18 protein-coding genes are annotated in these 25,162 nt (G+C 49.3%); 10 read left to right on the top strand and 8 right to left on the bottom strand.

From position 1 onward, the window contains the following. Positions 1-10 precede the first annotated feature (10 nt). The 5 genes from CWE06_RS03465 to sdhC form a co-directional block, all read right to left on the bottom strand. Complete coding sequence (locus tag CWE06_RS03465; protein WP_126791181.1) at positions 11-2,815, bottom strand: 2-oxoglutarate dehydrogenase E1 component; 2,805 nt, start codon at positions 2,813-2,815, stop codon at positions 11-13. Positions 2,816-2,976: 161 nt separating this feature from the next. Then, positions 2,977-3,690: a succinate dehydrogenase iron-sulfur subunit gene (locus tag CWE06_RS03470; protein WP_126791183.1), complete on the bottom strand. Its 714-nt coding sequence runs from the start codon at positions 3,688-3,690 to the stop codon at positions 2,977-2,979. Between the two features lie 13 nt (positions 3,691-3,703). Further along, positions 3,704-5,473, bottom strand: a complete 1,770-nt coding sequence (gene sdhA / locus CWE06_RS03475) for a succinate dehydrogenase flavoprotein subunit (protein ID WP_126791185.1) — start codon at positions 5,471-5,473, stop codon at positions 3,704-3,706. Beyond that, the gene (gene sdhD, locus CWE06_RS03480; protein WP_126791187.1) at positions 5,474-5,821 is read right to left on the bottom strand and encodes a succinate dehydrogenase, hydrophobic membrane anchor protein; all 348 of its coding nucleotides are present in this window, start codon (positions 5,819-5,821) and stop codon (positions 5,474-5,476) included. After that, positions 5,815-6,189, bottom strand: coding sequence for a succinate dehydrogenase, cytochrome b556 subunit (gene sdhC / locus CWE06_RS03485; protein ID WP_126791188.1), 375 nt, complete (start codon positions 6,187-6,189; stop codon positions 5,815-5,817). Before sdhC ends, sdhD begins: the two co-directional genes overlap by 7 nt. A 296-nt stretch (positions 6,190-6,485) precedes the next feature. On the opposite strand from sdhC, the gene CWE06_RS03490 reads away from it, so the two are divergent. Together CWE06_RS03490 and CWE06_RS03495 are read left to right on the top strand one after the other, a co-directional pair. Beyond that, complete coding sequence (locus CWE06_RS03490; protein WP_126791190.1) at positions 6,486-7,766, top strand: citrate synthase; 1,281 nt, start codon at positions 6,486-6,488, stop codon at positions 7,764-7,766. 162 nt (positions 7,767-7,928) lie between these two features. Then, complete coding sequence (locus CWE06_RS03495) at positions 7,929-8,795, top strand: homoserine O-acetyltransferase/O-succinyltransferase family protein (protein ID WP_126791192.1); 867 nt, start codon at positions 7,929-7,931, stop codon at positions 8,793-8,795. A gap of 53 nt (positions 8,796-8,848) precedes the next feature. On the opposite strand, the gene CWE06_RS03500 is transcribed toward CWE06_RS03495, so the two are convergent. Continuing rightward, complete coding sequence (locus CWE06_RS03500) at positions 8,849-10,144, bottom strand: O-acetylhomoserine aminocarboxypropyltransferase/cysteine synthase family protein (protein ID WP_126791194.1); 1,296 nt, start codon at positions 10,142-10,144, stop codon at positions 8,849-8,851. A 283-nt stretch (positions 10,145-10,427) separates the two neighbouring features. Between CWE06_RS03500 and CWE06_RS03505 the strand changes: the two genes are divergently transcribed. From CWE06_RS03505 to CWE06_RS03530, 6 genes are all read left to right on the top strand, one after another. Beyond that, on the top strand, positions 10,428-11,495 hold the full coding sequence (locus CWE06_RS03505) for an efflux RND transporter periplasmic adaptor subunit (RefSeq protein WP_126791196.1): 1,068 nt from the start codon (positions 10,428-10,430) through the stop codon (positions 11,493-11,495). A 33-nt stretch (positions 11,496-11,528) separates the two neighbouring features. Further along, a complete protein-coding gene (locus CWE06_RS03510) occupies positions 11,529-14,774 on the top strand; it encodes an efflux RND transporter permease subunit (RefSeq protein WP_126791198.1) in 3,246 nt (1,081 codons plus the stop codon). Continuing rightward, positions 14,767-17,856, top strand: a complete 3,090-nt coding sequence (locus CWE06_RS03515; RefSeq protein ID WP_126791200.1) for an efflux RND transporter permease subunit — start codon at positions 14,767-14,769, stop codon at positions 17,854-17,856. Before CWE06_RS03510 ends, CWE06_RS03515 begins: the two co-directional genes overlap by 8 nt. Continuing rightward, complete coding sequence (locus tag CWE06_RS03520) at positions 17,841-18,698, top strand: EamA family transporter (protein WP_126791202.1); 858 nt, start codon at positions 17,841-17,843, stop codon at positions 18,696-18,698. Before CWE06_RS03515 ends, CWE06_RS03520 begins: the two co-directional genes overlap by 16 nt. Positions 18,699-18,861: 163 nt before the next feature. Continuing rightward, entirely contained in the window at positions 18,862-19,278 is a 417-nt protein-coding gene (gene rnk, locus CWE06_RS03525) for a nucleoside diphosphate kinase regulator (RefSeq protein WP_126791204.1), read from the top strand. A 39-nt stretch (positions 19,279-19,317) separates the two neighbouring features. Continuing rightward, positions 19,318-20,283: a metallophosphoesterase gene (locus tag CWE06_RS03530; protein ID WP_198679016.1), complete on the top strand. Its 966-nt coding sequence runs from the start codon at positions 19,318-19,320 to the stop codon at positions 20,281-20,283. Positions 20,284-20,285: 2 nt separating this feature from the next. On the opposite strand, the gene CWE06_RS03535 is transcribed toward CWE06_RS03530, so the two are convergent. Further along, complete coding sequence (locus CWE06_RS03535; protein WP_126791206.1) at positions 20,286-22,136, bottom strand: hypothetical protein; 1,851 nt, start codon at positions 22,134-22,136, stop codon at positions 20,286-20,288. Between the two features lie 119 nt (positions 22,137-22,255). On the opposite strand from CWE06_RS03535, the gene CWE06_RS03540 reads away from it, so the two are divergent. Then, positions 22,256-22,597, top strand: coding sequence for a PadR family transcriptional regulator (locus CWE06_RS03540; RefSeq protein WP_126791208.1), 342 nt, complete (start codon positions 22,256-22,258; stop codon positions 22,595-22,597). A gap of 3 nt (positions 22,598-22,600) precedes the next feature. Continuing rightward, entirely contained in the window at positions 22,601-23,557 is a 957-nt protein-coding gene (locus CWE06_RS03545) for a PH domain-containing protein (RefSeq protein ID WP_126791210.1), read from the top strand. 385 nt (positions 23,558-23,942) lie between these two features. Here CWE06_RS03545 and CWE06_RS03550 read toward each other — a convergent pair whose 3' ends face one another. Then, positions 23,943-25,124 carry a thiolase family protein gene (locus CWE06_RS03550; protein ID WP_126791212.1) on the bottom strand — a complete coding sequence of 394 codons (1,182 nt, stop codon included), beginning with the start codon at positions 25,122-25,124 and terminating at the stop codon, positions 23,943-23,945. Positions 25,125-25,162: the final 38 nt, after the last annotated feature.

The following is a 25,162-nucleotide window of genomic DNA, read 5'->3' on the forward strand; positions in this document are numbered from 1 at the left end:
ATCTCACCTGTTAAATACTTAACGCTTCGTTAACGAGTTTCTGCTGCTGTTCTTTATGCACCGACGCATAACCTACTGCCGGAGATGAAGATGCAGCGCGGCCTGCATAGGTCAGTTTCGCACCGTCTGGGATTGCGGCCCAGAAATGGTGCTGACTGCAGTACCATGCGCCTTGGTTCTGTGGTTCTTCCTGACACCAGACGAAGTCTTTCACGTGCTGATAATCTTTCAGAATTTCTGCCATTTCTTCGTGCGGGAATGGGTAGAGTTGCTCGATTCGAATAATGGCAACATCTTCCTTTTCGGCCTCGCGACGAGCGGCTAGTAAATCGAAGTATACTTTACCACTACAGAACACTACGCGTTTCACTTTTTTCGGATTGATCTTATCGATTTCTCCGATGACGTTATGGAATTTACCTTCTGCCAATTCTTCTAATGAAGACACGGCATCTGGGTGACGCAACAATGATTTCGGTGTCATTACAATCAACGGCCGGCGAACTGGGCGTAATTGTTGACGACGAATCATGTTAAACACTTGCGCAGGCGTCGTTGGTACACACACTGACCAGTTATGGTCAGCTGACATCTGCAAGAACCGTTCGAGTCGCGCCGAGCTATGCTCTGGGCCCTGACCTTCGTAGCCATGCGGTAACAACATCGTCAAGCCACATAAGCGGCCCCACTTCTGTTCACCTGAGCTAAGGAATTGGTCAATAACGACCTGGGCGCCGTTGGCAAAATCACCAAATTGCGCTTCCCACAATACCAACGTATTCGGCTCTGCAGTTGCATAACCATACTCGAATGCTAAAACAGCTTCTTCTGACAACACCGAGTCATATATTTCAATCGGTGCTTGCTTGTCATCAATCGCCGTTAACGGCATAAAGGTCGACGCGTCTTTTTGGTTGTGCAACACCGCATGACGATGGAAGAAGGTTCCACGTCCGCAATCTTGTCCGGTCATTCGCACCCGGTAGCCATGTTTGACAAGCGAAGCATAAGCTAGAATTTCAGCCATACCCCAGTCTAACTTGCGGTCACCGTTCGCCATCTTCACGCGCTCTTCGTACACTTTATTCACGCGCGAATTGAGTTTAAAGCCGCTCGGAACGTGACTGACTTTATCACCAAGGTCTTTTAGCTCTGCCAAGGTAATTGACGAGTCATACTCAACATCCCAGTCTTTATCCACAAATGGCGACCAGTCGACCGAATGATTTTTCATCGGCCGCCACTCGTCAACGACGCAATCGCCTTTGTCGAGCGCATCCCGGTAATCACTGACGAGCTGTTGCACCGCGTCCTCGCTGACCACACCAGCGTCAATTAAGCGCTTGGCATAGATTTCACGTGGCACTGGGTGTTTCTTAATTTTTTGATACATCAACGGTTGAGTTGCATTCGGCTCGTCTGCTTCGTTGTGACCGTGACGACGGTAACAAACGAGATCGATGACCACATCACGCTTAAATGTGTTGCGATAATCAACGGCCAGTTGGGCAACGAACAATACCGCTTCTGGGTCGTCAGCATTGACGTGGAAAATCGGTGCCTGCACCATTTTCGCGATGTCTGTACAGTACTGAGTTGAACGCGCGTCTTCACGTTTTGACGTGGTGAAACCAACTTGGTTGTTCACGACAATCCGGATACTACCGCCAACTTGGTAAGCGCGGGTTTTTGACAGGTTAAAGGTTTCCTGTACAACACCCTGACCAGCGATTGCTGAGTCGCCATGAATGGTGATTGGCAGTGCTTGTGAACCGTCTTTACAGCCACGACGATCCATCCGCGCACGGACAGACCCCATAACGACCGGATTGACAATTTCAAGATGCGACGGGTTAAACGCAAGCGCGAGGTGAACATTACCGCCATCGGTTTCAAAATCCGACGAGAAGCCCATGTGATACTTCACGTCACCCGCTTTGTCGGTGGTGTTTTTACCCGCGAATTCATCAAATAACTGCTGCGGGTGCTTACCCAGCACGTTAATTAATAAATTTAGGCGACCACGGTGTGCCATACCAATGACAACTTCTTTCGCGCCTTGCGAACCAGCACGACGAATTAGCGACTTGACCAAAGGAACAAGTGCGTCACCACCTTCCAGCGAGAAGCGCTTCGCGCCTGGGAATTTCGTGCCTAAATATTTTTCCAGACCATCTGCGGCAACCAACTCTTTTAGAATCTTCTGGCGATCTTCCTCAGAAAACTTCGGTTGGCCAAGTTGCGATTCTAAGCGCTGCTGAATCCAGCGTTTCTCTTCGGTGTCTACAATGTGCATGTACTCTGCACCAATAGAGCCGCAGTAGATGCTGTCTAGCGCTTGATGAATGTCTTTTAGCTTCGCAGTTTCTTTGCCGATCACCAATGAGCCGACATTGAACTCAGTGCTCATGTCGTCTTTGGTAAGGCCATGAAACTCCGGGTTCAAATCAGGCACGTTTTCCTGTTTCCACAACCCAAGTGGATCGAGGTTAGCGTGCTGGTGACCACGGAAGCGATAGGCGTTGATCAGTTGTAGTACTCGTACCTGCTTTTCAGCAAGCTCCGAGTTTAAAGAGCCAGAGCCTGACTGCTTTAACTTATTCTTCGCGGCTTCGCGAAATTGATCACGAATTTGACTGTGCTTAACATCCATCGCGGCACCGTCAGTTGGCAGGCTGTCAAACAGCTTGCGCCACTCACTTGGGACTGCGCTCGGGTCATCAAGATACAGTTCGAACAGCTCTTCGATGTAAGCTGCGTTACCTCCAGAGAACTGGGAGGACTCAATCCAGGCTTGCATTGCGCCTTCTTGCATTGCTTTTCCTTTCACTGGTTTGGACTGCGAAAAACAGCAGATACGCGTTAAAACCACAACCGCTTCGTCTTGCAGCGATCTTTTTAAAAAAATAGCCATCCGTAGCGGGATGGCTATTTGTACAACGTTACCACTACTATATCAGAACCCGTTCCGTTTCGCTAAACAGCGCGGGCTAATAGCATGGACTTAATGTGACCAATAGCCTTTGTCGGGTTCAGTCCTTTCGGACATACGTTGACACAGTTCATAATACCGTGGCAACGGAACACACTAAATGCGTCGTCAAGCTCGTTTAAGCGCTCTTCAGTGGCAGTATCACGGCTATCGATTAAGAAACGATAAGCATGTAACAAGCCTGCTGGGCCAACGAACTTGTCTGGATTCCACCAGAACGACGGGCATGAAGTTGAACAACATGCACACAAAATACACTCATACAAACCATCAAGCTTAGCACGCTCTTCCGGGCTTTGCAGACGCTCGCGCGCTGGCGGTGTTTTGTCGTCGTTGATTAAATATGGCTTAATCCGCTCGTACTGCTTGTAGAACGCAGTCATGTCAACGATTAAGTCACGCACGACAGGTAATCCTGGTAGTGGGCGAATAACGATTTTGCTGCCTTTTAGCGAAGACAGTGGCGTAATACATGCCAAACCGTTCTTACCGTTCATGTTTAAACCGTCAGAGCCACATACACCTTCACGACAAGAGCGACGGAACGAAAGGCTTGGATCTTTTTCTTTCAACAATAACAGCGCGTCAAGCACCATCATGTCACGACCTTCTTCAACTTCCAGCTCGTATTCCTGCATCCGTGGTTTCGTGTCCACGTCTGGGTTGTAACGATAGATGGAAAACTTCAACTTCTTCATCGTTAGCCCTCTCTTAATAAGTCCGCGCTTTTGGCGGGAATGCGTCACGAGTCTTCGGCTGCATGTTCACTTCACGCTTCACCATGGACTCATCTTCTGGGCGATAAACACTGTGGCACAGCCAGTTCTCGTCATCACGCTCTGGGAAGTCTGCACGGCTGTGCGCACCACGACTCTCAGTACGGAAGTTCGCTGCAACTGCCGTTGAATAGGCAGTTTCCATCAGGTTATCGAGCTCTAAACACTCAATACGTTGGGTGTTGAAATCGGTACTGGTGTCGTCCAAACGTGCATGTTTTAAACGCTCGCGGATTTCTTTCAGCTGCTCAAGACCTTCTGCCATAGCGTCGCCTTCACGGAAGACCGAGAAGTTCAACTGCATGCATTGTTGCAGGTCTTTACGGATTTGGAACGGATCCTCACCCTTCTGCGTGTTGTTCCAACGGTTCGTCCGCGCCATTGCCGCGTCAACGTCATCTTTTGATGCTTCACGTGCTTCAGTGTTAGCCGCTAGTGCTTCACCGAGGTGCAAGCCGGTTGCGCGACCGAAGACTACAAGGTCAAGCAGTGAGTTACCGCCAAGGCGGTTAGCACCGTGTACAGATACACAAGCAATTTCACCACAGGCAAACAAGCCTTGAATTGGCGTTGCATTACCATTTGCGTCAATTTGTAAACACTGACCGTTCACGTCCGTTGGCACGCCACCCATCATGTAGTGACAGGTTGGAATGACTGGAATTGGCTCAACCGCTGGGTCAACGTGAGCAAACGTCTTCGACAAATCACAGACGCCCGGTAAGCGTGACTCAAGCGTTTCGCGACCTAAGTGGTCCAGTTTCAGCTTGATGTGTGGACCCCAAGGACCATCACAACCACGACCTTCACGGATTTCGGTCATCATTGAACGGGCAACAACGTCACGACCCGCTAGGTCTTTCGCGTTTGGCGCGTAGCGTTCCATGAAGCGCTCACCGTCTTTATTCAACAGGTAGCCACCTTCACCACGGCAACCTTCAGTGACCAAGGTACCCGCACCGGCAATACCGGTTGGGTGGAATTGCCACATTTCCATGTCCTGCATTGGCGCACCGGCACGAATCGCCATACCAACACCGTCACCGGTGTTAATGTGAGCGTTCGTGGTTGAGGCGAAAATACGACCCGCACCACCTGTTGCCAAGACCACAGCTTTCGCTTTGATGTGATACATGTCGCCAGTTTCGATATCAATCGCAGTCACACCAGTGACCGCGCCATCTTGGTTTTTCACCAAGTCTAAGGCGTACCATTCTGACAACACAGTTGTTTTGTTTTTCACGTTTTGCTGGTACAGCAAGTGCAACAACGCGTGACCAGTCCGGTCTGCCGCTGCTGCCGTACGTGCCGCCTGCTCGCCGCCGAACTCTTTCGACTGACCACCAAACGGACGTTGATAAATACGGCCATCTTCAAAACGAGAGAACGGTAAACCCATATTCTCAAGTTCTAAAATTGCCTCTGGACCAGTTTTACACATGTACTCGATTGCGTCTTGGTCACCGATATAGTCAGAACCTTTAACCGTGTCAAACATGTGCCATTCCCAGTTGTCTTCATGGGCGTTACCTAACGCAACGGTAATACCGCCCTGCGCCGACACCGTATGAGAACGAGTTGGGAATACTTTTGACATCAGCGCACAGCTCATGCCGTTTTCTGAAATTTGCAGCGCAGCGCGCATACCAGCACCACCGGCACCAATAACCACTGCATCAAATTGGAGTTCTTTTAACTTGCTCACTTAAACACCCCACAATACGAATAAGCCGGTGAACCAATACACAACGAGAGCAACAACAAAAATATATTGAATAACGCCGCGTAAACGAGAGCATTTCACATAGTCAGTTAAGACTTGCCAAATACCAATCCAGCCGTGGATTAATAAGCCCGTTAGCGTGAGTAAAGTGAATACTTTCATCGCTAGGTTGCTATACAAACCAACCCAGACTTCATAAGTAACTGCAGGCGTTGATAAGAACCAGCACACCATAAAGATGAGGTAAGCTGCCATGATCACCGCGGAAGCGCGAAGTAACACGAAATCGTGAGTACCGCTGCGGCCAAATGTCGATGCGATTTTTACCATAACCAAACTCCCGCCAGAATCGCTAGAATGACACCACCAACGATGGCGATGATTGCTGTGATTTTTCCGGATTCTTTTTCTTCACCGAAACCGAGATCCATGAAGATATGGCGAATACCGGCCAGCAAGTGGTAACCGATAGCGGCAAGGAAACCCCAAACCACAAAACGCACGAAAGGATGTTCAATGACGCTTTGTGCTTCAGCGAAGCCTTGTGGAGAGCTTAGTGATTTAGCTAGGAGCCAAACTAAAAGTCCGACAAGAACCAACATAATCACACCAGACACCCGGTGGAGGATCGACGAAAGAGCCGCCGGAGGTAACTTGATCGTAGCCAAGTCGAGATTAACAGGTCTTTGTTTTTTCACTAGTGTTTGCCTTTTCTGAAAACGCTGTTGAAATCAGTGCGCTAAAGTATATCGGGCGCGCTGTACAATTACAATTACCAAGGAAGGCTAATTCTGGTTCACGAATATACGTGATATCGTAGAAAAAATCAGGAATCGGTCACTCACAAATTCCTAACAATTAGACTAAAGTTGTAGTCGAAAATCAGTAGTCATCCAAACCTCTACCCTTTACGTTAAATTGACAGATACCCCCAAGATCAAGTAAAACTAGCGCACTTTTTTATCCAAGACGCACAGAATACAAGGAGATTTCCATGGCTGAGCGTAAAGCCACTATTCAAATCGATGGCAATAGTATCGAGCTGCCGGTGCTTTCAGGCACCGCCGGGCACGATGTAATAGATGTACGGACCCTAGGCAAGCACGGCTACTTCACGTTCGACCCTGGCTTCTTAGCGACCGGCTCTTGTGAATCAAAGATCACCTACATTGACGGTGACAACGGTGTGTTGTTGCACCGCGGCTATCCAATTGAACAACTAGCCACTGAAGCAGACTACCTTGAAGTTTGTTACATGCTGATTCACGGCGAAGCGCCGACCTCAGAGCAATACGAAGAGTTCAAAAAGACCATTACCAAGCACACCATGGTCCATCAGGGCATTCATGAGTTTTTCGGTGGCTTCCGCCGTGACGCTCACCCAATGGCAATGCTTTGTGCGGTGACTGGTGCATTGTCGTCGTTTTACCATGACGACTTAAACATTGCTGACCCGAAACAGCGCGTACGTAGTGCTTACCGCTTAATCGCGAAAATCCCTACAATCGCGGCAATGTGTTACAAGCACAATATCGGCCAGCCGTTTGTTTATCCACGTAATGATTTAAGCTATTCAGAGAACTTCTTAAACATGATGTTCTCGGTGCCAGCTGAAGAGTACAAAGTCAGTCCGATTATCGCCAAAGCAATGGATCGGATCTTCACTTTACACGCTGATCACGAGCAAAACGCTTCAACATCAACGGTTCGTTTAGCCGGTTCTTCAGGCGCTAACCCATATGCGTGTATTGCTGCTGGTGTTGCATCCTTGTGGGGTCCTGCGCACGGTGGTGCTAACGAAGCCTGTTTGAAGATGTTAGCGGAAATTGGCTCAGTCGAGCGTATTCCTGAGTTCATCGACAAAGCGAAAGACAAGAACGACCCGTTCCGTCTCATGGGCTTCGGTCACCGTGTTTACAAGAACTTCGACCCACGTGCAAAAGTAATGCGCGAAACCTGTCACGAAGTTCTCAGCGAACTGAACATTAAAGATCCGTTATTAGACGTAGCGATGGAGCTCGAGCGCATTGCCCTTGAAGACCCATACTTCGTTGAGAAAAAGCTGTATCCGAACGTCGATTTCTACTCAGGTATCATCCTGAAAGCAATTGGCATTCCAACCAATATGTTTACAGTTATTTTCGCCCTGTCACGGACAGTTGGCTGGATTTCACACTGGCACGAAATGCTCAGCGAGCCGAGCCAGAAAATCGGTCGTCCACGTCAGCTTTACACCGGTGAAGCAAAGCGTGAGTTTAGCCCGATTAAAAAGTAAGTAATTCCAGTCGAATAGACTGACTAAAAAGTCGCCTGCGGGCGACTTTTTTTATTCTCGATCATTTATTTAAGCCATTCACTGGTGCTTTTACTATTGCCCTCCGTGCTTCGCAATGCCATGATTGTTTTTTCTAATTAAGTAAGCGAGGCTCTAGACTTCATGCCTGTGATTGTTCACCGCCCATTACCCGCTGTCGAAATCTTACAGGAAGAAGGTTTAGATATTCGTTTTGCGCCTAAGGAGCGTGGCTCAATTCGGCTCGGTTTTTTAAATTTAATGCCAGAAAAAGAAGTCTGCGAAAGGCAGTGGTTGCGTCTATTTGCCCAGGTCGACGTCAACATTGAAATTCATTTTCTTTTTCTCAACCGTTGGACCCCAAAAACCACCTCGCTCGACCATATCCGCCAATACTATTCACCGGTCAGTGATTTGTTGCAACTTGATGGTTTGGTGATTAGCGGCGCACCACTCGGCACCAAAGAATATGACGAGGTTGGATATTGGCAAGAGCTCGAAGAAATTTTCGATTACGCTGATGATATCGCCGAAAGTACGTTGTATTTATGTTGGGCTGCAAACGCCGCTTTGTACCACCACTACAACATTCCTCGTAAGCAAAAAGCTCGAAAAATAAGCGGTGTGTTTGGTCACCGTATCGTGCGCCCGCACCCCCTTGTACAAAACTTAACCAGTGGTGTGCAATTTCCCCACTCGCGCCACGCTGAAGCGAGGCAACAACAGCTCTTTGCCCATAACGAAATTCAAGTTTTAATGCATGCACCGAATGCTGGAGCCTTCCTCGCTGCCGACGACTTACGCCGACGCGCATTCATTTTCGGTCACCCCGAGTATGAAGCCGACACGCTGTATAAAGAATTCCGTCGTGATTTCGACAAAGGCTTGTCGCCACAAGCACCTGAATACTATTTTCTTGATGAAGAAGGGAAAGAACTCCCCACCGCCTTTTGGCAAGCCAGTGGGGTGCAATTACTGCAGAATTGGCTACAAGCTTGGGTGGCTAAATAACGCGTAAGTTACGCATAAGTAACGCGTAAATAGCCAGCCCTATATGCCCAGCACTAAGCGGATTTTAGCGCTGGGCGTTGCGATGCAGTGAGCGCCTGCTCAAGATCGGTAATAATATCGTCAATATGTTCAATACCAACCGATAGACGCACTAGACTAGGGCTAACACCAGCTTTCGCCAGTTCGGCGGGTGATAATTGCCGATGAGTAGTCGACGCCGGATGACACGCCAGCGACTTGGCATCACCAATATTGACTAAGCGCAAGAATAACTGCAGGGAATCAATAAATTTCACCGCGGCTTCATGACCACCTTTGACAGTAAAGCTCAGAATTCCAGAAGCTTTGCCTTGGGTAATTTTCTGGGCCAACGCATGATGTTTGTCGGTTGGCAGACCGGCATAATTGACACTTTCAACCGCCGGATGTTGTTGCAGGTACTCCGCAACTCGTTGGCTATTTTCACAGTGACGCTCAAGCCGTAACGCAAGTGTTTCTAAACCTTGAAGGAAGTTAAACGCACTTTGTGCCGACAGCGCCGAACCGGTGTTGCGCAGAGGTACCACTCGTGCCCGACCAATAAACGCAGCAGGACCCAAAGCCTCGGTATACACCACCCCATGATAGGACGGGTCCGGTTTGTTCAATTGCGGGAATTTCTCCGGATAGTCAGCCCACGGGAATTTGCCACTGTCGATAATAATTCCGCCAATGGTGGTGCCGTGACCGCCAATGTATTTCGTTAATGCATGCACCACGATATCCGCACCAAATTCAATTGGCTTACACAACACCGGCGTCGGCACAGTATTGTCGACCACCAACGGAATGCCATGCGCATGAGCAATTTCAGCCAGGCGTTGAATATCGACAACGTTACCTGCAGGGTTACCAATCGACTCACAGAAAAGCAGCTTCGTTTTATCGTCGATTAAAGCGGCTATGCCCGCAAAATCATCAGCATCAGCAAAGCGCACATCGATACCCTGTTGCGGCAATGAATGCGCAAAAAAGTTATAGGTGCCACCATACAGTTGGCTGATACTGACAATATTGTCACCCGCAGCGGTAATCGTCTGAATCGTGTAGTTAATAGCGGCCATCCCTGAAGCCACCGCTAGTGCTCCCACGCCCCCTTCAATCGCTGCCAACCGTTGCTCAAGCACTGCATTCGTCGGGTTCATGATCCGCGAATAAATGTTGCCCTCTTCTTTCAGGTCAAACAAATCAGCACCGTGCTGAGTGTCACGAAAGGTAAATGATGTGGTTTGATAAATCGGTACCGCCGCTGCGCGCGTCGTCGCTTCCGCCGAATAACCATGGTGTAACGCTAAAGTTTCTAACCGCATTGTGAATCTCCTCATTGCATTTTTTGGCATTCTAGCCATTTAGCCATCTAAATGTCTAGTCCTTTTTTCATTCCAGCTACGGTCCGCAATGGATTTAGGGACCGTAGCTGGAATGGCGATTTTCACTAACGATTGGTGCGGAAACTCACTAACTTTATTCATTAGACGCCTCTAATTGACAAATTATTACAATCAGATCAGTCATTTATGGAATATAATAAAACTGGCACGGTTTTAGCATATCTCTGTGTATGTGAGGCAATTTGGTTAACTGGACAATACAATGAAAACTTTAACTGTTCGTTCGCTCTATGTTGGTGTCATCGGTGCTTTAGCGCTGTCTTTAAGTGCTTGTGGGAATGCAGGTGGTGTGCAGCCATCAACGCAGCAAGCAGCAGAACGCGGAATTCCGGTGGAGGCAGTCTATGTCGGCAAGGGCTCGGTACGAGCAAGCTTCCAAGCTAGCGCCATTTTAGAAGCCGACGAGGAAACCGATGTCATCGCCCGGGTAAGCGGCATTGTCGAAGAAGTTCTTGTGGAAGAAGGCGACTATGTTGAACAAGGGCAAGCACTTGCTCGCATTGAGTCAGCGCGTTACCGTTTTATCCGCGATCAAATCGCAGCTGAACTTCGTGGCGTCGAGCAAGAGCTGAGTCGTTTACAGCAACTCGCACGCCAGCAAATGGTCAGTACTGAGCAACTTGAGCGCTTACAGTCACGTCACGATGCACTCAATGCGCAATTACAAATTGCTGAGCTGGATTTAAATGAAAGCGTCATTCGGGCACCAATTAGTGGTCATATTGCCCACCGTTTCGTCAAAAACGGCAACATGATTCAAGCTTACCAGCCAAAAACATTATTCCACATCGTCAATGCTGACAACTTGCGAGCCACGGTACACTTGCCTGAGCATGCTTTGTCTTCAATTCGCGTTGGCCAAAATGCCGATCTTGAACTACAAGCTAGTCAACGCAGTGAAAAAGTGACAGCGCAAGTCACTCGTATCAGCCCAATTATCGACTCTGGCTCTGGCACCTTCCGTGTGGTCTTAAATATTCGCAACGACGACCATGCACTGCGCGCTGGCATGTTTGCTCGAGTGCAACTGCACTATGCCCAGAAAGACCAAGTGTTGCGGATTCCAAACCAAGCGATTGTCCGGGTTGACCAAGACAGCTACGTGTTTATTGCTAATGAAAACAAAGCGCAGCGTGTGAAAATCACCACAGGTATTCGTGAGAATGGTTGGATTGAAGTCATCGACGGGATTAGCGAAGGCACCCCGGTGATTGTGACTGGCCAGAATACTCTGCGCGACGATGCCACCATTGAAGTGATTCAACTTTAAATTGCTCTGATCGATTGCTAGCGAGACAAAACAATGAAAAACAAAGGCATAGCAGCATTAGCAGTGCGTCGCCCAGTGACTATCACGATGTTTACCTTGGCGGTTATTCTGTTCGGTTTAGTCGGCTTAGGTCGCTTGCCGGTAAACCTCTTACCCGATTTAAGCTATCCAACGCTGACGCTGCGCACCGCCTACCCTGGCGCAGCGCCGTTGGAAATTGAGCAGCTGATTAACCGGCCTTTAGAAGAAGCCGTCGGCACCGTGCGCGGTGTTCGTACCATCACTTCATTTGCCCGGGCCGGTCAATCCGATATCGTTCTCGAGTTCGCTTGGGGCACCGATATGGACTATGCGGGTATTGAAGTACGCGAGAAAATTGACATGGTCATGTTACCTCTCGACGTCGAAAAACCTGTGCTGTTGCGTTTTAACCCCAACCTTGAACCGATTATGCGCTTAGCGCTAGCCGGTGGCGACGAGACAAGCCCTGGCGCGCTACAAGAAATGCGCCGCTATGCGGACGACGAACTAAAACGGCAAATCGAGAGTATTACCGGCATTGCAGCTGTCCGTATTGGTGGTGGCTACGAGGACGAAGTGCAAGTGCTGATTGACCAGCAACGAGCAAGCCAACTGAATATTGACATGCAAGTTATCGTCCAACGCTTACGTGCAGAAAATATGAACCAAGCTGGCGGGCGCGTGCAAAGTGGCCGTCAAGAGTTCTTAGTACGCACCGTGAATCAGTTCCAGAGCCTCGATGACATTGGCAATATCTACATTGCCACTCGCAATGGAGCGCCGATTCAATTGCAAGATATCGCCGAGATTCGCAGTGGCTTTAAAGACCGGACATCGATCAGCCGTGTGAATGGCCGCGAGAGTATCGAGCTAAATCTTTACCGCGAGGGCGATGCTAACACTGTACTGGTGGCCGATGCCGTGCGGGCGCGCTTACCGCAAATCCAACGTACTCTGCCGAGCGGCTATGAAATTGAGATTCTCGCCGACCAGTCAACCTTCATTCGCAACGCCATTAAAGCGGTAAAAAGTAACGCTGTCGTTGGTGGATTACTAGCAATGGGGGTCATTTTATTATTTCTGCGTCAGCTTGGACCGACCATTATTATTTCTCTGGCCATTCCTGTTTCGATTATTGCCACCTTCTTTTTCATGTTCATGACCGGTCTTAGCCTGAACTTGATGTCACTAGGTGGGATCGCTTTGGCCGTGGGGCTGTTGGTCGACAACGCGATCGTTGTTTTAGAGAACATCGACCGGCGCAAACAACTTGGTGACGATCAACAAACCGCTGCTGTTGCCGGTACGCAAGAAGTCACCGGTGCAGTCACGGCTGCAACCCTGACCACACTTGCGGTGTTTATCCCTTTAATCTTTGTTAGCGGCATGGCGGGGCAACTTTTCACTGACCAAGCTCTGACCGTCAGCTTTGCCCTCATTGCGTCATTATTTGTCGCATTAAGCTTGATTCCCATGCTTGCCAGCCGTGAGTTTAAACGCCAAGCCCAAACCACAGAGTCAGCGCACCCACCGGCGACCCCAACCCGCCGTTGGGTTCGTTGGCTCACTTGGCCATTTCGGATGCTCAGTCGCGTATTCTTCTACTGGCTGCCAATCTTGGTACTCGCTGTTCTGCGCAAAATTACACAAGGGTTAGGTTTTCTGGCGAAACAGCTGTGTCGTCCGATTGTCTGGGTATTTGAGGCCTTCATGACCCAAGTTAATCAGCGCCACGCGACAAGCCTAAAAGCTATGCAAGGTAACCCATGGCCATTCTTTTTAATGTTTGCCGCCATTACCCTTGCCAGCTTTACCCTCGCACCACGCCTTGGTATGGAACTGATTCCGCAAATGGAACAGCGTGAGTTTTATGTCGATATTCAACTACCGCGTGGTACCCCGATTGCCGAGACCGATGCATTTATGGCCAAGGTTGCCGAGCGCCTCCAAGCCGATACCCGAGTTCTGCGCTCTTACTCTGTAGCCGGCTCTGGCTCACTGATGCAAGTGCAAGCGAATCAAGGTGGCGATTTTTGGGGACGCTTTAATGTGGTGGTCAAGCCGACAGCAACTGCCGAGCAGCGCGATGGCGTCATTCGCGATCTACGGACATTTCTTGAGCAACAACCCGACGTTCAAGCGACTATCGATTTTCCTGAATTAGTCAGTATTGACTTACCGCTTGTGATCGAGCTCTCAGGCTATGAATTAGAGCCCTTGCTGATTGCCGCTGAACGCATCAGTCAGCAGCTCACCGAACACCCGGACTTTGCCGATGTGCGGAACGGTTTGACACGCGGTCAGCCGGAACTGGAGATCATTTTCGACCACCTGCGCATGGCTCATTTAGGCCTTACCGCCCCCGATGTGGCGCGGTTAATTAGCACGCAAATCGGTGGCCAAGTCGCAACGAAGTACAACTTGCACGACCGCCAAATCGACATTCGTGTCCGTTTGCCAGACAGTGTTCGTAATGACCCAGCCAACGTCCAGCAACTGATAGTCAATCCAGGTGGTAGCCCGGAGATACCTTTGAGTGCGATTGCCACCATTCGGCAAATTACTGGCCCAAGCGAAATAACCCGCCTTGGTCAGCAACGTGTTGCACTCATTAGCGCCAGTCCAAGTCAGGGCAACCTAAAAGCAGCCGAGCAAAGTCTGATTACGCTATTGCAAGATATGAGCTTGCCTGCCGGAGTAACCGCGAACATTGGTGGTCAAAGCGAGTTAGTTGAGCAATCGTTTAATTCGTTGTTAATGGCCCTCGCCCTTGCCGTGTTCTTGGTTTACCTGGTCATGGCTTCACAGTTTGAAAGCTTCGGTCACCCATTCCTGATTATGTTCTCGGTACCATTAGCCGCTGCTGGCTCATTGATTGGCTTGTGGATCACCAATACACCTTTGAGTGTGGTGGTCTTTATCGGTTTGATCATGCTCGCCGGTATCGTCGTTAACAATGCGATTGTCTTGATTGACCGAATTAATCAACTACGTCGCGAAGGTATCGCGAAGCTCGAAGCGATTCAGCAAGCAGCAGCGCAGCGTCTACGCCCGATTCTGATGACAACGCTCACCACTGTGCTAGGTTTAGTGCCTCTTGCACTGGGCATTGGTGAAGGTGCCGAACTTAGCGCCAGCATGGCCATTACCGTCATCAGTGGCTTGCTATTTGCAACCTTGCTAACTCTGTTCTTCATTCCGTTGGTTTACCAACTGTTTGATCGCAAGCACTTTGCGCAAGGAGACACGCATGAATAAGTTGCAATTAAGCGCGCCTCTTGCCGCTTTTGCGATGCGGCGGCCCGTAACCGTCTGCATGATCTTCTTAAGCCTGTTATTACTTGGTTTGGTCTCGAGTCGCTTGTTACCACTGGAGAAATTCCCTGGCATTGATATTCCACAAATCATGGTGCAAGTGCCCTACCCGGGCGCAACGCCCGCTGAGGTTGAGCGCCTAATCACGCGACCATTGGAAGAAGCGTTAGCAACCATGTCGGGGATTCAAGAGCTGAATTCATTTTCGAATGCGGAAGGTGCCAACGTTAACCTCATGTTTCAGTGGAAAGACAATATTTCCGCACGCAGCATGGAAGCGCGTGAACGCATTGAAACTGTGCGCCACTTGTTACCAGAAGACGTTGAGCGGGTATTCATCTTTCAGTTCAACACCGACGATATGCCGGTGTTGCAGCTACGGATTTCGAGCCGCCAAGATCTCTCGCTCGCCTATGACCTGATTAATCGTCAACTTAAGCAACCACTAGAGCGCTTAGAAGGTGTCTCGCGTGTTGCGCTTTATGGCGTAGATCAACGTGAAATTGTCATTCGCCTACAGCCAGAGCGACTCGTTGCCGCAAACTTAACCGCCAGCCAAGTCGGGCAAATTCTCAATCGGGCAAATTTCACCATGAGCGCCGGTCATTTAGAAACCGATGCCGAACGCGTGTTAGTGAAACCTGCGGGTGAGTTCCGTAACCTCGATGATATTCGTCAATTACCAATCACGCCGTTCATTACCGTCGGTGATATCGCCGAGGTCAACTACGAGTTGCCACGCCGTCTTGCCGGGCGACACTTTAATCAAACCTACGCAATTGGCATTGATATTTTCAAAGAATCGAGTGCCAATCTCGTCGACGTTGCTCGCTTAGCAACAGCGGTCATTGAGCAGGCCCAAACCAGTTCCTCGTTTCAGGGAATCGACCTGATGGTGATGGACAATACTGCAGAGAGCGTAACAACCTCTCTGCGCGACTTGCTTTTAGCCGGCGGAATTGGCGCAGTTCTCTCAGTTATCGTGCTGTTCTTGTTTATTCGCGATTGGCGTACCACGCTAATTATCGTTTTGTCGGTACCGATTGCGATATGCCTGACACTCGGCATTATGTATCTGCTCGGTTATAGCCTCAACATCCTGTCCATGATGGGGCTCATGCTCGCTGTCGGCATGCTCATCGACAATGCTGTTGTTGTCAGTGAGAGTATTAAACACGAGCAACACGACGAACAACTCGCGGGACGCACGCCGGATCGCACAACCGTTTTGAATGGTAGTGCCCGCGTATCCCTTGCAATCATTGCCGGTACGCTCACTACGGCCATTGTATTTTTACCCAATTTATTTGGCCAACAAGAAGAAATCACTATTTTTCTTGAGCATGTCGCCATTGCCATTTGTATTTCGTTACTGGCCTCGCTGTTAGTTGCACAAACCCTCATTCCATTGCTGATTAGTAAACTTAAGCCGGCTAAATTGCCGCAAGCTAACCAGCACAGTCGCATAAAAGATTTTTACCTACGAAGTCTGCGTTGGTCTCATCGTCATCCGAAAAGCACCACGTTTATTATTTTAGCGATGCTAATTAGTACGGCCTTTCCATTTCACAATATTGGTTCGGATCAAACTCAGACCGCTTACAACAACCGACTATTTATTAATTACAATATCATCGGGCAATATACATTAGATGAAGTAGAACAAGAGGTAAGCCGCTTAGAGGCCTATTTGTATGCCAATCAAGATGAGTTTGAGATTGAGCACGTTTACAGCTATTTCACACCGGGTTATGCCAACTCGGTACTCTTGCTGAAAGAGGATCGCCAGTTATCCGTCGCCGAAATTCAACGCCGAGTACGCGATGGCATGCCACCGTTGGCACGCAGTAAGCCGGTGTTTGGTTTTCAAGGCGGCCCTCGGGATGGCGTACAAATCACCCTCCAAGGTCGCTCGACAACCGAGTTGGAGCAAGTCGCTGAAGACCTCATTCCAATTCTCGGACGCATTCAAGGCTTAACCGATGTGCAAACCGACACCGGCAATGCGCAAGCTGAATTGCGGATTCAAATTGATCGTGAACAAGCACAGCGCTTTAATCTCAATACCCAAGAGGTTGCCGAGCAAATTGCGGTTGCGCTGCGTGGCCGCAACTTACGCTCATTTCGCCACCACCCCACTGGAGATGTGCGAATTCGTATGACCTACCCTGAGTTAGTCGCTTTGTCACTCGCTGAGTTGGAAAACTTAGTCATCGCTCGCGACCAAGAAGCGTTAATCACCTTGCGCCAAGTTGCGGATATTCAGCAGGTTCCGCAATTGGGCACAGTGCGCCGCTTCAATCGCCAAACCGCCATACGTATCAGTGCCAATTTAGACAACATGACGATTGCCGAAGCACGTACCGCCATTCAAGAAGTCATGCAACAAGTGAGCTTACCTGACGGTTATCGCTGGACTCTCGATGGCGGTTTTCGAACCCAACAGCAGCAAAACTCGATTATGATCGTCAACATGCTGCTGGCTGTCGCCTTGGTTTACATGGTGATGGCGGCACTGTTTGAGTCGTTACTCTTACCATCGGCAGTTATTGGTTCATTGTTATTAGCCATTACCGGCGTGTTTTGGGGGCTTTGGCTAACTGGCACAGGTATTGAGCTCATGGCGCTGATTGGCATGCTGATTCTCATGGGAATTGTGGTGAATAACGGCATTGTGTTGGTTGATGCGATTAACCAACAAATCGACGATGGACAAAGCTTAGAAGATGCCATCATCGAAGCTGCATCACGACGGGTACGGCCCATCCTGATGACGGTTGCGACCACCATTCTCGGTATGTTGCCGCTCGCACTCGGCAACACGCAAATTGGTGGTGACGGCCCTCCCTATACACCCATGGCAATTACCATTATTGCGGGGCTATTATTCAGCACCCTAACGAGTTTGTACTTTGTGCCACATTCGTATAGCCGACTGCTTGCATGGCGTGCGTATTGGGCAAACGTTTGGCATACTAGCGGCGCGTTTACTTGGCGTCGGGAGCGGAAATGCCAACACTCATAATTATCACGTTACTTTGGGCTTTTAGTTTTTCTTTAATCGGTGAGTTCCTTGCCCGCGATGTAGACGCCTACATCGCGGTCTTTATTCGCATGATTCTAGCCTTAATTCTATTATTACCCTTTCTTAAAATCGGCCATTTGAGCCGCTCTCGACGGCTACAGCTCATGGCCATCGGTGGCATTCAAATTGGCGTCATGTATTTATTGCTCTATCACGCTTTTTTATACATTAGTGTCGCTGAAGTTTTACTTTTTACTATTTTCACGCCGCTTTATATAACCTTGCTAGACGAGCAAATTCTCAACCGCAAACCACTGCCAAAAATCTGGTGGTTAGCCGCAGTTATTTCCGTTGTTGGTGCCGCGGTTATTCGTTATCAGGGGCTTAGCCCAGATTTCCTTACTGGCTTCCTACTCATTCAAGGTGCCAATATCTGTTTTGCCCTCGGTCAGGTGGCTTATAAACGTTTACCGCTAGGTAGCGATCGCGAGCAGCTCCAGGTCTATGGCTTGTTCTTTCTTGGAGCCACGTTAGTCTCTGGACTTGGTATGTTGCTATTCGGTAATTTCGAGCGTTTACCAACCACATGGGTGCATTGGACGGTCTTGTTGTGGCTTGGCCTTGGTGCTTCCGGTTGTGGTTATCTAGCGTGGAGTATCGCCTCGAAAAAGGTCAATGTCGGTCAACTAGCCACGATGAATAATGCTCTTATTCCGGCTGGGCTACTCGTTAACTTTTTACTCTGGGGGCAAGACGTAAATTGGGCCACTCTCACCTTAGGCGCAATCATCATCGGTTTTGCGGTGTGGTTACCAAGCTATTATCGAACCCGTCACAAATAACTGCAAAGGCTGCGATTAAAGCTTGATTTTCCAAGCAGAAAGCGCCATATATAAGATATACATTAAATACCTAACCGCCTGTCTTGAGCAGGCGGTTTTTTATTCATTCCGCTAAGTTTATTTTGCAATCACCTTGGTGGAAGAAATTAAGGAGACGTAGTCTGTGACTGAGCCAATTAAACAACCTGAATTAATTATGTCTGAACTCGATGTTATTCGCATTGAATCGCTAATTGAAAAAACACCAGCTTTAAGCAAACAAGTTGCACATTTAGAATCAGAGCTTGCTCGAGCAACAGTGGTTAAGCCAAAAGATATCCCTGCCGATGTGGTCACCATGAACTCGCGGGTTCGCTTTCGTTTAATTGAAAGTGCGAAAGAATTTGAAAAAACCTTAGTTTATCCGGCCGACCTTGGCAAAACTGAGGACGCCATCTCAATTTTCGCTCCCATTGGCAGCGCGCTCATTGGGGTGCGTGTCGGTGAGACCATCGAATGGCCAATGCAATCGGGGCTTGCCCATGTCGAAGTCATCGAGATAGTTTATCAGCCTGAGCGTGACGGTGATTTCGTCAGCTAAACAGTACCATCCGAGTCTCAAGGAAAAGGAGTGACAGCAGTGAGCAAACAGGACACCAACATGCAGCCGGGATTTGATATTATCGGTGACGTTCATGGAATGGCCGACAAACTCTTTGCCCTGCTGGCGAACCTAGGATATCAGCAGCACGAGGGTGTTTACCAACACCCTTGTCGTGAAGCCATTTTCGTCGGCGATCTCATCGACAACGGCGACCAAACCGTGGCTGTTCTCGAAACCGTCAAAGCCATGGTCGACGCTGGCCATGCGCGGGTTGTCATGGGTAATCATGAGCTCAATGCTGTCGGCTGGTCGCTGCGCCACAGTAAAACTGGCGAATTCCTGCGCGAGCACAGCGCGACTAATCAGGCTCATCACCAAGCATTTCTGGATAATTTACCCGATATCGCCGACCGTCAACCTTGGTTGGACTGGTTCAAGACCTTGCCGCTGTTTCTCGACCTCGGCGAACTGCGGATTATCCACGCATGTTGGCATGAACCTTCCTTTGCCGTGGTTAAACCCTTTTTAAATCCTGATAACTCGCTGCGCGAGGACGCTTGGGAGACTATTTTTGAACGCGACACCGCACCTTTTATTGCGGTTGAGAACCTACTGAAAGGTGTGGAAGAAACACTGCCTGAAGGTGTTTCGTTTGTGGATCACAAAGGTAAGGAACGCTGGGAAGTGCGAATCTCTTGGTGGCGCTCCGATGCTGACACCTTGGCCGATATTGCTCACATCCCAAATCCAAGCAAGAACCAGCACGCGATGAACCACCTCTTACAAGTTCCGGCCGACACAGCCTTGCTAAAGCGTTTGGCTTACTTAGGCGATTGCCCGGTGTTTTTTGGCCATTATTGGCTCGCTGGAACACCGCAAATACTGACACCAAAATCAGCTTGTGTGGATTATTCCGCTGGCCGCACTGGGCCATTAGTTGCCTATCGCTGGAGCGGTGAACAAGAGCTCAGCAATGACAACTTTTGTACATCCGATAATTAAACTCAACGAACACCATCACGCAGAATATTAAATTGACGGTTTTGGTGTTCATCTAATTCAGCATAAAACTGGTCCAAGATTCGCGCATAAAACGCATACAAAGTAGCGACGGTTTCTGCTTGTTCGTCTGCTAATGCTGCCATCATTTCTGCTTTCATACTTTCTCGATTCAATGCTTCATCTGCTTTGTTGAGGCCGTAGTCGGTACTCAACCAAACAGTAGCAATGATGGCTGGCGTGCAGACAATCGCCCAAGGTCCGCAAACTGCGCCAGCGCCGCCTGAGGTGACCGCCCCCGCTCGCGCAACACCACGAGTAAATATTGCGCTAATCGCCCGCCGCACCCCAGAATGTGTTGCTGTTCGTGTCCCAGCTGCCAGCGCAATACGTGCGGCTAATGCTGCCCCCGCACCGAGACCAACGAGGGATTTGTCGACGTACTGACTCGGATCAAAGTCGAAATCCGGTAATTGTAAACAGGCGGTTTGTGCCGCGAATTGATTGAAAAGACGCTGATAAGCTTGCCCCGCACGTTGCACTTCGACTTCCATGTTGCCATTGAAGTGCTGCTGAGCCGCTAGCAGAGCCGGCGTTAGCGGCTCACGGATAAAACCATTCATCTTACCGCTGAGGTAATCGGCAAAACTCGCTTGGCTCACACTTGCTCCAGCCAAATAGATGAGTTGGGCATATTGGCCGGCAAGACTAAAATTCCAATCAAGAAATGCGTCGACACCCGCTTCTGCTTGCGCATACGCCGCTGCAACTTGCATTTCAATGTCTCGTTGCAAACGCGCTTGAGCTTGCGCATGGTCGGTTTGCAACGCGGCTGAAAGAGAGCTTTCGAGACTCGCTAATTCAGCTTGCCGACGCGTTTTGCCTTGTACGTCAGTACCAGCGCCCGCACCGTTATTTGCCCAAATACGGTCGCAGGGATCACTTGGCTCCCCGTTTGAATTAGCACTAGCCGAGCTGACTTCATTCGCGCCTTTCTCGCTAGCGGCGCTCCATAGCTGTGGCATCTTCGTCAGCGCTAAGTAACTAACAAACACCAAGGCAATAGGTAATAACACACTGCGTCGCCATAGGCGTTTGCGTAATACCTGACGATTCGCTCCCGAGCTTGCAGTGACAATACTCACTAACCCTAATATGACGAGCTGCAGCACGCCGAGCTTGGTTGCTTGAATCATGAGTACGACTAACCAAGCCGCAATTTTCATCGTCACGGGTAATGCCACACCACTCGCCTGTTGTAGCAAGTACCATTGCACATCTTGCAGTGTTCCAGCCACAGCCAGCAATATCGCGAAAACCGGTACAGATGCGTGCTCAAGATCGTATTGTTGCCAGGCGTAAGTCACATACTCGCTCACGGCAAAAGCCCGGGTATCGGGTAAATCCAGCCAGAAAAACTGCACAAGCGCTAATGCAATGACCATCACAGCGAGATTACACCATGCGCTCAGCCGCAGTGCTACAACCGCTAGAAACTCAGGCTGCGCTTCTGCACGCAAACCACGGGAAAACAAACGATAAAAGATCCCCAAGGAAAGCATACCGCAGGCAAATACGAGCCACTCCAACCAATGTAAGTGTGCCATGACAATGATGGCAAGCAGCGCCATGATCATGGCAATGAAGACGTAACCAATTCGCAGGATCAGGCTGTCCCAGAGCCAACGACGAATCTTTCCTGCACTTGCATAGACAAACGCTAAAAAGGCTTGGCGACGCAACATTCTTACTGCGTCGAGATAGAAGAAGATAATCAGGGTCACGACCAGCAAGAGCAACAGCCATACCGGCTCAGGGAGCTGAATCAACCAATGATAGAGTGGTGTTGTCGACACAAAAAAGCACCTTATACATCCGCTTACCGCATGAGTGTAACTGATTGCGCAAATCAATGATGAAAAAAGCGACAAATTTTAACCTTGATCAAATAAGGTTTACTATGTATAGTTAAAAAATGAAAACTGATAATGAACAAATTCTCAAAGGACTTTTGGACACGCTGGTCTTGAATGTCCTCACCCAAGGCGAAAACTACGGTTTTGGTATTCGCGAAGCACTGCACCAACAACTTGGTGCGGATGCAGACGTCGTCAAAGAAGCGACACTTTATCCCCTACTTCATCGTTTAGAACGGCGCGAACTCTTAATTTCCTACCGCCAGCCGGGTGAGCGCGGTACGCCAAGGAAATATTACAAAATCACGGATCTCGGGCGCAGTTACCTGCGCACGAAAACAGCAGAATGGCGCAAGGTAGCAAGCTTGCTTGAGCGTACCATTTTCACTAACAAGGACTAATTTATGCGTTTATTTCGCGTTACTCGACTTTTTTCACCACAATTCCCTCAAGAATTGGCCACTGACATTCCGGCTATTGACTCGTACCTGCAGCAAATTGAACAGGAATTGCCAGGCCGCAAAGCCTTGCGTTGTCAAATGCTCGAAGAAGTTCGCGACCATTTACTTGAGCACCATTCGCAGTTAGTCGCGAGTGGCGAAAGTAGCGACCTTGCAGCCGAACAGGTGACGACACAATTTGGCGATCCGATTCAATATGGGCGAACGCTTCGGCGCGACAAGTTAATCAAATTTGCCAAAATCTTCAGTATCAGCACCCTCGCTTTTATCGCGATAACATTGTTTATGGGTTGGTCCTATACACCGACAGAGTACCCTCTAGTCGAAACTCCTGGCTTCTGGACACGGTTGTTCGTGCCTATGCTCAACGCACCGCTCTTTGCTTTGCTGATGAGTTACACCATGAGCTTCGTCGTGGTCAAAGCCAAGCCGGACCCAAAAAGTGCATCGCATGTGTATGTCGATCGGAAAAAGAAGTACGCTGCTTTATATATCGTTCTCTATATGTCCGCACTGGCCGTGATCGCGATCCTCGGGATTTTCAATATCGGCATGTTCCGCAACATGCATCCGCTCGTATCCGCTGCATTTGCCATTTTGTCGGTACTAACGGTTTACTGGAATCGCATTCCCTGGAACAGCTACGACCTCAAAGACGACACACTCATTGTGAGAAGCGTTTTTCGTGAGACGCAAATCCCTCTTGTACAAATTATCTCAATCAAAGTAAAACGCTACTGGATAGACCGTTTCAGCGGTTTAGACAGCCGCTCATTAATGATTCAATGGCGCACCAGCACAGGCCAGGTTCAACGTTTGCAGCTGCCCTTAAATGACAGCATGCACAATGCCGATCGATTACAGGCGAAACTTTACAGCGCACTCGAACATCCGCAATAAAACTCGTGCGACCCATTAATCGATTTCATGCGAATAATCTCCAAAAAAAGCTTGCACGGTATATAATATGGGCGTCTGAAGATTGAAGCGCCCAGACACCTATTCCTGCTTCAAGTTAATTATATTATTGACTAAGGAGTCAGCCATGATCGAAGAAATCCGCAAAAACCTACTTGTTAACGTTATCGTGCCAGGCATTTTAACTGTAGCAGGCATCTTGGTTGGGTCGGCCTATCTCTACATGTATGTGCTGTAGGTCTCGGCGCTGTCATTAACCCAGGATTCGCGACCTGTTGGTTAATGTGTCAAACCAAATCAAACACATAAAAAAATCCCCGTAGCCTCCCAACCGGCGACGGGGATTTTTTCTATGCAGTGAATGCTATTAGAGCATTTCAACCGCTAAAGCGACGGCTTCACCACCACCGATACACAGTGAAGTCATACCCTTGGTTTCACCACGTTGTTTCAAGGCATGCAATAGGGTCACTAACAAGCGCGCACCGGAAGCGCCGATCGGATGGCCTAATGCACAGGCGCCGCCGTGAACGTTGACTTTGTCAGCATCCAAATCCATGTCTTTGATGGCAATCATAGTCACCATGGCAAAGGCTTCGTTGATTTCCCAAACATCGACGTCGTCTTTCGACCACCCTGCTTTTTCAAGTGCTTTGTTCATTGCACCGACTGGCGCCATGGTGAATTCAGACGGCTTTTGCGAATGCGTCGCGTGGCTGACAATCCGCGCCAAAGGCTGCAAGCCCTTCGCTTTGGCGTCGCTTTCACGCATCAGAACTAATGCAGCAGCGCCGTCGGAAATCGACGAAGAGTTCGCTGCGGTGACGGTACCATCTTTAGCAAACGCTGGACGTAACGATGGAATTTTATCAATCCGCGCTTTACCTGGCTGCTCATCGGTGCTCACGGTGACTTCACCTTTACGATCACTGTAAGAAACCGGCGTAATTTCGTCGGCAAATTTGCCGCTCTGAATCGCTTCTTGCGCACGAGTTAATGAGCGAATGGCAAAATCGTCCATCGCTTCGCGAGTAAAACCATAGGCATCGGCGGTATCTTGCGCATAGCAACCCATCGCTTTGCCTTCGTAGGCGTCTTGCAGGCCGTCGAGCATCATGTGATCGAGTACTTGACCATGGCCCATGCGATAGCCGCTGCGTGCCTTGTCGAGCAAATACGGTGCATTCGACATACTTTCCATGCCACCAGCAACGACTACGTCGGCAGAGCCGGCTTTAATCAAGTCATGGCCAAACATTACGGTTTTCAAGCCTGAGCCACAAACCTTATTGATGGTGGTTGCGCCAGTACCTAATGGCAGACCTGCCGCCAACATAGCTTGACGTGCCGGTGCTTGCTTTAAACCTGCAGGTAAGACACAGCCCATAATCACTTCACTGACGTCTTCACCGGCAAGCCCTGAACGCTCAATCGCAGCGCGAATGGCTTGGGCACCAAGGTCAGGCGCACTTACTGCGCTGAGTTCTCCCATGAAACCGCCCATTGGGGTGCGCGCAGCGGCGACAATGACAACTGAATCTGAGCTCATTTAACTTCTCCTGCTGTAATAAAATTGTTAGGCTGAGC

Source organism: Aliidiomarina haloalkalitolerans (assembly GCF_003987315.1).
In the GTDB taxonomy this organism is placed as follows: Bacteria; Pseudomonadota; Gammaproteobacteria; order Enterobacterales; family Alteromonadaceae; genus Aliidiomarina; species Aliidiomarina haloalkalitolerans.